An 11935-nucleotide genomic window follows, 5' to 3' on the forward strand; every position below is an offset into this window, starting at 1 on the left:
GTGTTGGATGTCGGGGCGGGGCTGTGGGTAGTGCGGCGGACGGCGGGGTGGTGGTTACGGAACGTGCTGGGCGCCCAGGCGCGGCCTTGCGTCTGCGGGTCTGCGGGCCCGCGGGCCTGCAGGTCTGCAGGTGCGCGGTGTGCAGGCGTGCGCCTGGCGTGAGTAGGCGATGGTCCCGCGCGCGCAAGCTGCGGCCTTGTCCGTGCGGGCGTGAGCCCTGCGGCGGGCGGGCGCTGGCGGCGGCGTATGCACGCAGGCGGCCCTTGGCCTTGCATGGGCGGGCGGAGGCCTTGCGTGTACGCGGCGGTGTGACGGGCGTAGGCGTGGGCTTTGCGCGTACACGGCGGTGTGACGGGCGCAGGCGTGCGCCTTGCGCCGCGAGTAAGCGGTGGCCTTGCGCGTGCAGGCGTAGGGCTTCGCGTAGGCGCGCGAGGCGGGCGGTGGCGTGACGCACGTAGGCGTGGGCCTTGGGTCGGTGCTGCCGGCAGGTGGTGGTGTTACGCGTGCGCCTGGTGCGCCCGGTGCGTCTGCGCGGGCAGGCGGTGGCGTTGCGTGGCTACGTGGTGGGTCTACGCGCGCAGGCGTAGGCCCCGTGGGGTGGCGTGGAAGCCTGCTCCTTCCAGGAGGGGGGCGAAGGGGGAGGTCAGGGAGGAGCCGCCGTTGATGCGCTCGACCGTGACCGTGCCGAGTGCGCCCGCTCGGGCCGCGGAGGCGAGCGCTTCGGCGGCCGCGTGCAGTCGGGCATCCTCGGTGGCCGGGGTGTCGTCCTGCGGGGACGCGGGCCAGGCCAGCAGGGTCTTGCCGCCGCGCTCCATGTAGAGGGTCAGTTCGCCGTCGACGAGGACGACGAGGGAGCCTGCCTTGCGGCCCGGCTTGTGCCCCGCGTCGGTGGGCGGATCGGGCCAGGGGAGCGCGGCTCCGTAGGCGTTGGCCGGGTCGGCGGCGGCCAGGACGAGAGCCTGGGTGTCCGAGGAGCGCGGGGAGTAGTTCATGGCGGCCGGTGAACTGTCCGCGCGGTCCTGGGCGTTCGCTGCCGCCCGCAGTCGGTCCACCGCGCCGTCCATGGCGAACTGGGCGGCGCCAAGGCCCTCGACCACATAGCCGCGCCGCGCCTGACCGCTGTCCTCGAAGGCGGACAGGACGCGGTACGTCGCCGAGAAGCCGCCCTCGACTCCCTCGGCGGCGACCGCCCCACGGGTGACCACGCCGTGCCGGTCCAGGAGGGTGCGGGCCAAGGCGTGGGCCCGCAGGGTGGGGTCGGGTTCGTGGCCGGGGAGCAGCGACCAGCGGCCCGCTACGGTCGGCGGGCCCGTACGCGACGACATGGGGCGGGCTGCGCCGGTCAGCGCGCCATACCGCCCGCGCGGGATGGAGCGCTTGGCGCGGTGTGCCGTCGCGCCCGCGGTGCGACCCGAGCCGAGCAGGGAGCGCATCGGGGCGAGCGTGTCGTTGGTGAGCCGTCCTGACCAGGCCAGATCCCAGATCACGTCGGCCAGTTGGGGGTCGGACGCCTCGGGGTGCGTGGTGGCGCGGACCTGGTCGGCGATCTGCCGGAAGAAGAGGCCATACCCCCCGGAGAGGGTGTCCAGGACCGACTGGTGCAGTGCGGTGAGCTCCAGGGGGTGGGCCTGCGGCAGGAGCAGGGGCGCGGCGTCGGCGAGATACAGGGAGACCCAGCCGTCCTTGCCCGGCAGGGACCCGGCCCCGGCCCACACCACCTCTCCGGCCGCGGTGAGTTCGTCGAGCATCGCCGGTGCGTAACCGGAGACGCGGGAGGGCAGCACGAGCTTCTCCAGTGCGGACGCGGGCACGGACGCCCCCTGCAACTGCTCGACGGCGCGCACCAGTCCGTCCACGCCCCGCAGCCCGTGTCCTCCCAAGTGCTGCCACTGGGGCAGGAACTGGGCGAGTGCGGCGGGCGGCACCGGCTCCAGCTCATGCCGGAGGGCCGCGAGGGAGCGGCGGCGCAGCCGACGCAGGACGGCCGCGTCGCACCACTCCTGGCCGATGCCCGCCGGATGGAACTCTCCTTGTACGACACGTCCGTTGGCGGCGAGGCGCTGCAGCGCGCCCTCGGTGACGGCGACACCGAGGCCGAACCGGGCCGCGGCCGTCGGCGAGGTGAACGGGCCGTGCGTGCGGGCGTACCGAGCGACGAGGTCCCCGAGGGGGTCCTTGACCGGCTCGGTGAAGGCCTCCGGGACGCCGACCGGCAGGGCGGTGCCCAGCGCGTCGCGCAGGCGGCCCGCATCCTCGATCGCCGCCCAGTGATCGGCCCCGGCGATGCGGACGCTGATCGCGCGGCGGGCGGAGGCCAGCTCCCGCGCCCACTCCGGCTCGGCGCCGCGCTCGGCCAGCTCGGCGGCGGTGAGCGGCCCGAGGAGGCGCAGCAGATCGGCGACGCCCTCGGCGTCCTTGACGCGGCGGTCCTCCGTGCGCCACTGGAGCTCCTGCTCCAGCTCCGTGAGGACGTCCGCGTCGAGCAGCTCGCGCAGCTCGGCCTGGCCGAGGAGCTCCGAGAGCAGCCGGGAGTCCAGGGAGAGGGCCGCCGCGCGCCGCTCGGCGAGCGGTGAGTCGCCCTCGTACAGGAACTGCGCCACGTAGCCGAACAGGAGCGAGCGGGCGAAGGGGGACGGCTCGGTGGTGGTGACTTCGACGAGCCGGACCTTGCGGGACTCGATGTCGCCCATCAGCTCCGTGAGGCCGGGTACGTCGAAGACGTCCTGGAGGCACTCCCTGACCGCTTCCAGGACGATGGGGAACGACCCGAACTCGCTGGCCACCTGGAGCAGTTGCGCGGCGCGCTGGCGCTGCTGCCACAGAGGAGTGCGCTTGCCGGGGCTGCGGCGCGGCAGCAGCAGCGCGCGGGCGGCGCACTCGCGGAAGCGCGAGGCGAACAGGGCCGAACCGCCCACCTGGTCGGTGACGATCTGGTTGACCTCGCCCTTGTCGAAGGCGACGTCGCCCGCGCCTACGGGGGCCTGCTCGCTGTCGTACTCCAGAGGCCGGTCGGTGGGCTCCTGGTCGAGCAGGTCCAGGCTCATCAGGTCGGCGTCCGGCAGGCGCAGCACGATGCCGTCGTCGGCGTGCATGACCTGGGCGTCCATGCCGTAACGCTCGGTCAGCCGGGAGGCGAGGGCGAGCGCCCAGGGGGCGTGCACCTGCGCGCCGAACGGGGAGTGCACCACGACCCGCCAGTCGCCCAGCTCGTCACGGAACCGCTCGACCACGATCGTGCGGTCGTCCGGGATGTGGCCGCAGGCCTCACGCTGCTCGCTGAGGTACGTCTGGACGTTGTCGGCCGCCCAGTCGTCCAGGCCCGCGGCCAGCAGGCGCACGCGCGCGTCGTCGCGCGACAGGGAGCCGACCTCCCGGAGGAACGCGCCCACCGCACGGCCCAGTTCGAGCGGGCGTCCCAGTTGGTCGCCCTTCCAGAAGGGGAGGCGGCCCGGGACACCGGGAGCGGGGGAGACGAGCACGCGGTCGCGGGTGATGTCCTCGATGCGCCAGGAACTGGTGCCGAGCGTGAAGACGTCACCCACCCGCGACTCGTAGACCATCTCCTCGTCGAGCTCTCCGACGCGGCCCCCGCCCTTCTTGGGGTCGGCTCCGGCGAGGAAGACCCCGAAGAGGCCACGGTCGGGAATCGTGCCCCCGGAGGTGACCGCGAGGCGCTGCGCCCCGGGGCGTCCGGTGACGGTGCCTGCGACGCGGTCCCAGACCACGCGGGGGCGCAACTCCGCGAACGCGTCCGACGGATAGCGGCCCGCGAGCATGTCCAGGACGGCCGTGAACGCCGACTCCGGGAGCGAGGCGAAGGAGGCGGCCCGGCGGACCAGGGCGAGCAGGTCGTCGACCTGCCAGGTGTCGAGGGAGACCGTCGCGACGAGCTGCTGCGCGAGGACGTCCAGGGGGTTGGCCGGGATGCGCAGCGACTCGATGGAACCGGTACGCATCCGTTCGGTGACCACGGCGGCCTGCACCAGGTCGCCTCGGTACTTGGGGAAGACGACGCCGGTGGAGACCGCGCCCACCTGGTGTCCCGCCCGGCCGACCCGCTGGAGGCCGGAGGCCACGGAGGGCGGCGACTCGACCTGGACCACCAGGTCGACCGCGCCCATGTCGATGCCGAGCTCCAGGCTGGACGTGGCGACGACGGCGGGCAGGCGGCCTGCCTTGAGGTCCTCCTCGACGAGCGCGCGCTGCTCCTTGGAGACCGAGCCGTGGTGGGCGCGGGCCAGGACCGGAGGGGCGCCCTTGGCCGCGCCCGACTCGGCCATCAGCTCCGCGGGGGAGTGGTCTTCGGGGAGGGGCTCGCCCGTCGCGCGTTCGTACGCGATCTCGTTCAGTCTGTTGCACAGGCGCTCCGCCAGGCGGCGTGAGTTGGCGAACACGATGGTCGAGCGGTGGGCCTGGACGAGGTCGGTGATGCGCTCCTCGACGTGCGGCCAGATCGAGGGGCGCTCGGCGCCCTGGTCGGAGTCGGCGACCGGGGAACCGCCCAGCTCCCCGAGGTCCTCGACCGGCACGACCACGGAGAGGTCGAACTCCTTGCCGGAGGGCGGCTGGACGATCTCCACCCTGCGCTGCGGGGACAGATAGCGCGCCACTTCGTCCACCGGACGGACGGTCGCCGACAGGCCGATGCGGCGGGCGGGCCGGGGCAGCAGCTCGTCGAGACGCTCCAGGGAGAGGGCGAGGTGGGCGCCGCGCTTGGTGCCCGCGACGGCGTGCACCTCGTCCAGGATCACCGTCTCGATGCCCGCCAGCGCGTCCCGCGCGGCCGAGGTGAGCATGAGGAAGAGCGATTCGGGAGTGGTGATCAGGATGTCCGGCGGGCGCGTGGCCAGGGAGCGGCGCTCGGCGGGCGGGGTGTCGCCCGAACGGATGCCGACCCGCACTTCGGGCTCCGGGAGCCCGAGGCGCACGGACTCCTGGCGGATGCCGGTCAGCGGGCTGCGCAGATTGCGCTCCACGTCGACCGCGAGGGCCTTGAGTGGAGACACGTACAGCACGCGGCAGCGCTTCTTGGGGTCGGCGGGCGGTGGCGTCGAGGCCAGCTGGTCCAGGGCGGCGAGGAACGCGGCCAGCGTCTTGCCCGAGCCGGTGGGCGCGACGACCAGCACGTCCGAGCCCTCGCCGATGGCCTTCCACGCCCCGGCCTGCGCGGAGGTGGGCGCGGAGAAAGCCCCCGTGAACCAGCTGCGGGTCGCGGGGGAGAATCCGTCAAGGGCGCCGGGGGCGCCGGGGGCACTGGATGCGGACCTGACCATGACCCCATCGTGCACCCCGCCACTGACAACGGCGCCGACCTGCGGAAAAGGGTTTGCGTGGCTGTCGCAGAATGAGGTCATGGCAGGTTCGGCGGAGCAGGCGCGGCACTGGCGGTACGCGGAGCTGCCCGGGGTCGACCTGCTGCGTGCTCACTACATCAGCAAGACCTTCGTGCGACACACCCACGAGCACTACGTGATCGCCGCGATCGCCGAGGGTGTCGACGTCTTCCACCACGGCGGCGCCGATCAGCACGCGGGCCCGGGGACCCTGGCCCTGATCAACCCCGACACGATGCACACGGGACGTGCCGGTGCGCCCGAGGGATGGCGGTACGCGGCGGTCTATCCGTCCCCGGAGCTGGTCGCCGACATCGCTGCGGAGACCACCGCCATCCGAGGAGCCCCCGGCTTCATCCGTCCGGTGATCGAGGACCCGTACGGCGTGACGCTCGTCCACCAGGTGCTGAGAGCCGCCGATGAGGGCAACGCGCTCGCTGCCGACACCCTGCTGCGGGTGGCCGTGACCCGGCTGCTGCGGCTGAACGGCGGGCCCGTTCCTCAGCGTGCCGTGCGCACGGCGGGCGCCAGGGTCGCGGCACGCGCGCGTGCCGTTCTCGAGGAGCGGCTCGCCGACCCGCCGAGCCTGGAGCGGCTCGCCACCGATCTTGGAGTGGGCCCCTTCGCCCTGCTGCGGGCCTTCCGTGACGCGTACGGGATGCCTCCGCACACATGGCTCACCGACGCGCGGGTGCGCGCCGCACGACGCCTCCTGGATGCCGGAACGTCACCGTCCGAAGCGGCTGTCGCCGTGGGCTTCACCGACCAGCCGCACCTGAACCGGCACTTCACGCGCATCGTCGGGGTGCCGCCCGGGGCGTACCAGCGAGAGCGCAAGAACGTACAAGACGGGGAATCGGCCCTGCTCGTACGGTCCGGTGTGTGGCAGAACAGAAGACACCCGCAGACATAAGCGCAGGTACCCCGGCGGACGCGGCAGCCGGCATTCCCGGGCGCGTGGGCGCGGACGGGCCGGAGAAACCCGATTCCGCCGTCGTCCGGGACGCCCTTGGCGTCGGGATCGCCGTCGGACTCTCCGGCTTCGCCTTCGGGGTGACCTCGGCCGGCAGCGGCCTCACCGTGCTGCAGACCTGCGCGCTCAGCCTGCTGGTCTTCACCGGCGCCTCGCAGTTCGCGCTGGTCGGGGCGCTCGCGGGCGGCGGCAACCCGTTCACCGCCGCGGCGGGCGCCTTCTTCCTCGGCGTACGCAACGCGTTCTACGGGCTGCGGCTCTCGCAGTTGCTCGCCCTCCCGCGCGCGGTGCGTCCGTTCGCCGCCCACTGGGTCATCGACGAGACCACCGCCGTCTCGCTCGCCCAGCCGACCCGGCGGGCCGCCCGCATCGGCTTCACCGTCACCGGACTGAGCCTCTATGTGCTGTGGAACCTCACCACGCTCCTCGGGGCGCTCGGTGCCGAGGCCCTCGGTGACACCGATGTGTGGGGGCTGGACGCAGCGGGACCCGCTGTCTTCCTGGCGCTGCTCGCGCCGATGCTGCGGACGACTACGGAGCGAGCCGTTGCCGCCGTCGCGGTCGTCCTGGGGCTGGGCCTGCTGCCCGTGCTGCCCGCGGGAGTGCCGGTCCTGGTGGCCGCGCTCGCCGCGCCGGCGGTGCTCTACGCAGAGGGCCACACGTCCGCCTCCAAGCGCGCCGCCAGGGCAGACGCGCGCCCCGACGGCACCCAGGACGGCCCCCATGACGACACCCAGAAGGAAGACCGTTGAACATCTGGATCGCGATCGGCGTGACCTTCGCCGGTTGTTACCTCGTGAAGCTCGCGGGCCTGCTGGTTCCCGCGGGTGCCCTGGAGCGCCCGCTCGTCAAGCGCATGTCCGCCCTGCTGCCCGTGGCGCTGCTGGCCGCGCTCACGGCCCAGCAGGCCTTCGCCGACGGGCGGGTCCTGGAGCTCGACGCCAAGGCCGTGGGGCTCGCGGCGGCGGCCGTGGCGCTGCTGTTGCGGGCCCCGTTCCTGGTCGTCATCGGGGCGGCCGTGGTCGTCACCGCCGGAGTGCGGGCGCTCCTGGGCTGATCGCCGCCCAACCGCCCTCTGTAATGTGACGCGTCACCACCGCGGCCCGCCCCCCGAAGAGGAGACATCGTGGCGCTGTCCTCCGAGGCGAGGTCTCTCGCCGCGCGCTGCGAGCCCAGGGTCAACGAACTGGCCCGCAGGATGGCCCGTGAGTCGTTCGAGGAGCTGCCCGGTTACGCGGAGCTCCCCGACGACGTGAAGGACCTGGAGATAGCCGCGACCGCACGCCACGGAGTGCGCCTCTTCCTGCGCCGCGTCACTGATCAGCCCGGCAGTCACCGGCTCTTCCGCGAGCGGGCCGCGCAGCGCGCGGAAGAGGGCATGCCGCTGCACCTGCTGCTGCGTACACACGCTCTGGGGGTCTACGTCCTGTGGCAGGCGCTGCGTGACGTGGCCCGCCCCGGCGAGGAAGCCGCCCTGGTCGAACTCGTGGACGTGCTGCTGCAGTCGCACCCCGCCATCGTCGGCACCGTGGCCGAGACCTACCTGGACGAGCGGTCCGCCCTGGAGGCCGAGCAGCGCGCGCAGCGCGGTTCCCTGATCCGCGGTCTGCTCGACGGCATGGTGCCGCCCGGCCATGTGCTGCTCGACCAATTGCGCCTGGCCGGGCCCGTGCTCGTCCTGGCGGTCGGTTTCGACGAGGTGCCTGCCGAGGGCCCCGTAGCGGTACGGCGGCGCCTGCGGCGCGTACAGACCGCGCTGGACCACGCCTTCGGGGTGGAGGTGCTCGCGCTCCTGGAGGGCGAGGGCGGGCGGGTCATCGTGCCCCAGGACTGCCGGCCTCCCGAAGACCTGCCACGCCGCCTCAGCAAGGCCTGTGACCTTCCCGTACGCGTGGCCGCCGTGGATGCCGCCGGACCCGAGGCCGTCACGGACGCGGCCAGGACCGCGACCGAGATACTGCGCATCACGCGCGCGTGCGGCCTGCCTCCGGGACTGCACCGCATGGAGGACGTGCTCCTCGAGTACCACCTCTCCCGACGCAACGAGAGCAGCCACCTCATCTCCGCACTGCTCGACCCGGTGGCCGACCGTCCCGAGCTCTTGGAGACGCTCCGTACCCACCTGGGCCATCAGCAGGAGCGCAGGGCGACCGCCGCCGCCCTCGGCCTGCACCCCAACACCGTCGACAACCGGCTCGCGAAGATCGGCGAACTCACCGGCATCGACCTGTCGGCGCCGCGCGGCACGGCGCTCGCCATCGCGGCGCTGCTGCTGAGGGAGGCCGGAGACTGCTGAGGGAGGCCGCCGAGGATCGCTGAGAGAGGCCGCGGAAGGCCCCGTCAGGTGAGGGGCCGTCCGTACGCCCGAAGCGTGCGCAGCGCCTCGATGGTGACGATCGGGCGGGCTTCGAGGGCGCTGCCCGGCGCCCATTGCCGCGTGGGGGTCCCCTCATGCGTTGAGCCATGGGGGAGGACCGGCCAGCCGCCGTCCTCCTGCTGCTCCCGCTCGAGGAAGTCCAGGGAGCGCGCCATCTCCTCGTCGGTGAACCACGCGCGCGCGAGCGACTCGGGGGCCTTCGCGTAGTCGTGCGCGAAGTGGTGCCCGCCCGGTGCGTAGCCCGGCGCCACGGGATACGCGTCCAACCGCTCGGGGTCGAGCGTCACGAGGCGCTGCTCCCGCACGATCCTGCCGAGCCGGTCGGCGGCCGCCTCCGCGCGCGGGCGGTCGGGTGCCCCGTCGAGGAAGGCGACGGCCGCCTGGATCTCGTACGGATGGGACTTCTCCAGGGAGTCCACCGCGGCCCAGCAGAAGTCGGTGGCCCTGAACAGCCAGGCGTGCCACACCTCGTTGCGGTGCAACAGGCCCACTACCGGGCCGGTGGCGAGGAGTGCGCTCGGGGGATCGTCCACCACGGGCATGAACGGGGCCGAGGGGTAACCGCGTTGGCTGGGATGGATCGCCGGAAGGGCGCCGTCGGACGTCGACACGGACGTCAGGTAGCGGCACACGCGTTCCACCCGCTGCCCGCCGCAGCGTCGGATGGAGTCCAGGACGCGCAGCGCGTGGCCGACGTGCAGGGGCTGACTGAGGGGGCCCCGCAGATCCGGTTCGAGCGCGTACCCGTACCCGCCGTCCTCGGTGCCGTACGCGGCCAGGGCGGTCTCGACCGCGTCGCCCGAGGGGTCGCCGCCCGCGCTGCCAGAGCCGCTCAGGAAGTGGTAAGCAAACCGCCGCTGCTCAAGGACGCGCGCGGTGAGCCAGACGAAGTGCTCGGCGCGTGCGACCGGTGAGGGTGCGCCATGCGGGGATGCTCCGGTTTCGGCCATGCACAGACCGTAGGCCGGAAAGCGCCTTCGGTGAGCCCCCTGCGCCCGGCTGCACTCTCAAGGGAGCGATACTGAATGCATGCGGTTGACGGTTTTCTGGGAGCGGATGGCAGACCACTTCGGGCAGGGGTACGCCGACTCGTTCGCTCGCGATCATGTGATGGCCGAGCTCGGCGGGCGCACGGTGCATCAGGCACTGGACGCGGGCTGGGACGCCAAGGACGTCTGGCGCGCCGTGTGCGCGGCCATGGAAGTACCGGCCGAAAGGCGCTGACGGCCGGATACTTCGCGGTCCTCCGGCAGGCCGTGGCGGGCGCCGTCGAGCGCGAAGATGCGGGGGCGGCGGCCGAATGTCGGTGACGTGGGCGAGACTGGGCCCGTGGCATCGACAGACGAGACCGCGCAGGTCACTCAGGACGTAGCTCCGCTCGGCACGACGCCGCCCGCACAGCCCCCGAACGGGGCGGAAACGGGGCGGGCCGCCAGCATGCCGCGCTGGCTGCCGCGCGCCATGGTGCTCGCCCTCGCGCTCATCGCCTGTTTCCAGCTGGGCAGTTGGGCCTTCCACCAGCTGACCGGGCTGTTGATCAACATCCTGATCGCGTTCTTCCTGGCACTCGCGGTCGAGCCCGCGGTGAGCTGGATGGCCGCGCGCGGGCTGCGCAGGGGCTTCGCCACCTTCCTGGTCTTCCTCGGTGTCCTGATCGCCGGCGCGGGCTTCATCACGCTCATGGGATCGATGCTCGCGGGCCAGATCGTGGACATGGTCGAGGACTTCCCCGACTACCTCGACAAGGTCATCAGCTGGATCAACCAGACGTTCCACACGGAGCTCTCCCGGGTCGAGATCCAGGACAGCCTGGTCCACTCGGACTGGCTCCAGAAGTATGTGCAGAACAGCGCCAGCGGCGTCCTGGACGTGTCGGCGCAGGTCCTCGGGGGTCTCTTCCAGCTCCTGACGGTCCTGCTGTTCTCGTTCTACTTCGCGGCCGACGGCCCGCGGCTGCGGCGCGCGCTCTGCTCGGTGCTGCCGCCCGCCCGCCAGGCCGAGGTGCTCCGCGCCTGGGAGATCGCGGTCGACAAGACCGGCGGCTATCTCTACTCGCGCGGTCTGATGGCGCTGATCTCCGGAGTCGCGCACTACGTCCTGCTGCAGGCCCTCGGTGTGCCGTACGCGCCCGTGCTCGCGGTGTGGGTCGGCCTGGTCTCGCAGTTCATCCCCACCATCGGCACGTATCTCGCGGGCGCGCTGCCGATGCTGATCGCCTTCACGGTGAACCCCTGGTACGCGCTGTGGGTGCTGATCTTCGTCGTGGTCTACCAGCAGTTCGAGAACTACGTCCTGCAGCCCAAGCTCACCGCCAAGAGCGTGGACATCCACCCGGCGGTCGCCTTCGGGTCGGTCATCGCGGGCACGGCACTCCTCGGCGCGGTCGGCGCCCTGATCTCCATCCCGGCGATCGCGACCCTGCAGGCATTCCTGGGGGCGTACGTGAAGCGGTACGACGTCACGGACGACCCGCGCGTCCACGGGCACCGGCGCAAGGGCGGAGTGTCCCTCCTCACGCGCGTGAGGCGCGCGATGCGCGGGCCGAACCACCCGGGGGCGGCGTCGGAGGCCGAGGTGGCCTCGGACGAGGCGTCCGGCTCAGCACCGGGCTCGGACGAACGCCAGTAAGCGAGGATTCCCCCCTTGGGAGCGCGGCGCGAAGGGTCGGACGGGCGAGGTGCGCCGGGCGGACCGGCCCCTTCCGTACTCTCGATGGGACCCGCGTGGTGCGCTTGACACCAAAATCGAACATCCATTCTCATAGGTTGCCTGGCGGCGTTTTCCCGGGGTTTTCGCGGGGGGATCCCTGGGGCTCCGGCGGATTCCGGCGGGGCGATCGCCTCGAGTTATCCACAGGCCGGACGGGCGTCGGGGCGGATTGTCAGTGGCAGGCGCTAGCGTCATTGACGTGAAGCGATCGACACAAGCAAATCGGGTGGAACCCATGGCAGGAACCGACCGCGAGAAGGCGCTCGAAGCCGCGCTCGCACAGATTGAACGGCAATTCGGCAAGGGCGCAGTGATGCGCATGGGCGAGCGGCCGAACGACCCCATCGAGGTCATCCCCACCGGATCGACCGCGCTCGACGTCGCGCTCGGCGTCGGCGGCATCCCGCGCGGCCGTGTGGTGGAGGTGTACGGACCGGAGTCCTCCGGTAAGACGACGCTGACGTTGCACGCGGTGGCGAACGCGCAGAAGGCCGGCGGCTCGGTGGCGTTCATCGACGCCGAGCACGCTCTCGATCCCGAGTA

9 protein-coding genes are annotated in these 11935 nt (G+C 72.5%); 7 read left to right on the plus strand and 2 right to left on the minus strand.

Annotation, left to right across the window (positions count from 1 at the left end; translation table 11 throughout):
- Positions 1–569: 569 nt before the first annotated feature.
- Positions 570–5273, minus strand: coding sequence for an ATP-dependent helicase (locus tag AB0E78_RS41440; RefSeq protein WP_361844762.1), 4704 nt, complete (start codon positions 5271–5273; stop codon positions 570–572).
- Positions 5274–5352: 79 nt separating this feature from the next.
- On the opposite strand from AB0E78_RS41440, the gene AB0E78_RS41445 reads away from it, so the two are divergent.
- The 4 genes from AB0E78_RS41445 to AB0E78_RS41460 all read left to right on the plus strand — a co-directional run bounded on the left by AB0E78_RS41445 (position 5353) and on the right by AB0E78_RS41460 (position 8602).
- Positions 5353–6246, plus strand: coding sequence for an AraC family transcriptional regulator (locus tag AB0E78_RS41445; RefSeq protein WP_361844765.1), 894 nt, complete (start codon positions 5353–5355; stop codon positions 6244–6246).
- Positions 6216–7058, plus strand: coding sequence for an AzlC family ABC transporter permease (locus AB0E78_RS41450; RefSeq protein ID WP_361844768.1), 843 nt, complete (start codon positions 6216–6218; stop codon positions 7056–7058). The genes AB0E78_RS41445 and AB0E78_RS41450 overlap by 31 nt, the downstream gene beginning before the upstream one ends.
- Positions 7055–7363, plus strand: a complete 309-nt coding sequence (locus AB0E78_RS41455; protein ID WP_361844771.1) for an AzlD domain-containing protein — start codon at positions 7055–7057, stop codon at positions 7361–7363. Before AB0E78_RS41450 ends, AB0E78_RS41455 begins: the two co-directional genes overlap by 4 nt.
- 69 nt (positions 7364–7432) lie before the next feature.
- A complete protein-coding gene (locus AB0E78_RS41460) occupies positions 7433–8602 on the plus strand; it encodes a helix-turn-helix domain-containing protein (RefSeq protein ID WP_361844774.1) in 1170 nt (389 codons plus the stop codon).
- Positions 8603–8646: 44 nt separating this feature from the next.
- Here AB0E78_RS41460 and AB0E78_RS41465 read toward each other — a convergent pair whose 3' ends face one another.
- The gene (locus AB0E78_RS41465; protein ID WP_361844777.1) at positions 8647–9633 is read right to left on the minus strand and encodes a hypothetical protein; all 987 of its coding nucleotides are present in this window, start codon (positions 9631–9633) and stop codon (positions 8647–8649) included.
- A gap of 79 nt (positions 9634–9712) precedes the next feature.
- Here AB0E78_RS41465 and AB0E78_RS41470 point away from each other — a divergent pair, with 79 nt between their 5' ends.
- The 3 genes from AB0E78_RS41470 to AB0E78_RS41480 form a co-directional block, all read left to right on the plus strand.
- The gene (locus AB0E78_RS41470) at positions 9713–9907 is read left to right on the plus strand and encodes a DUF3046 domain-containing protein (RefSeq protein ID WP_361844780.1); all 195 of its coding nucleotides are present in this window, start codon (positions 9713–9715) and stop codon (positions 9905–9907) included.
- Positions 9908–10012: 105 nt separating this feature from the next.
- Positions 10013–11311: an AI-2E family transporter gene (locus tag AB0E78_RS41475; protein ID WP_361844783.1), complete on the plus strand. Its 1299-nt coding sequence runs from the start codon at positions 10013–10015 to the stop codon at positions 11309–11311.
- A gap of 316 nt (positions 11312–11627) precedes the next feature.
- Positions 11628–11935 (plus strand): ATPase domain-containing protein (locus AB0E78_RS41480; protein WP_361844786.1); only part of this gene is annotated, 308 nt, incomplete at its 3' end.

The organism is Streptomyces sp. NPDC032198 (genome assembly GCF_040636975.1).
GTDB lineage: Bacteria > Actinomycetota > Actinomycetes > Streptomycetales > Streptomycetaceae > Streptomyces.

Coding starts and splice junctions, on each gene's coding strand:
- AB0E78_RS41440 (WP_361844762.1), bottom strand. CDS start 5,273: ATGGTCAGGTCCGCATCCAGTGCCCCCGGCGCCCCCGGCGCCCTTGAC.
- AB0E78_RS41445 (WP_361844765.1), top strand. CDS start 5,353: ATGGCAGGTTCGGCGGAGCAGGCGCGGCACTGGCGGTACGCGGAGCTG.
- AB0E78_RS41465 (WP_361844777.1), bottom strand. CDS start 9,633: ATGGCCGAAACCGGAGCATCCCCGCATGGCGCACCCTCACCGGTCGCA.
- AB0E78_RS41470 (WP_361844780.1), top strand. CDS start 9,713: ATGCGGTTGACGGTTTTCTGGGAGCGGATGGCAGACCACTTCGGGCAG.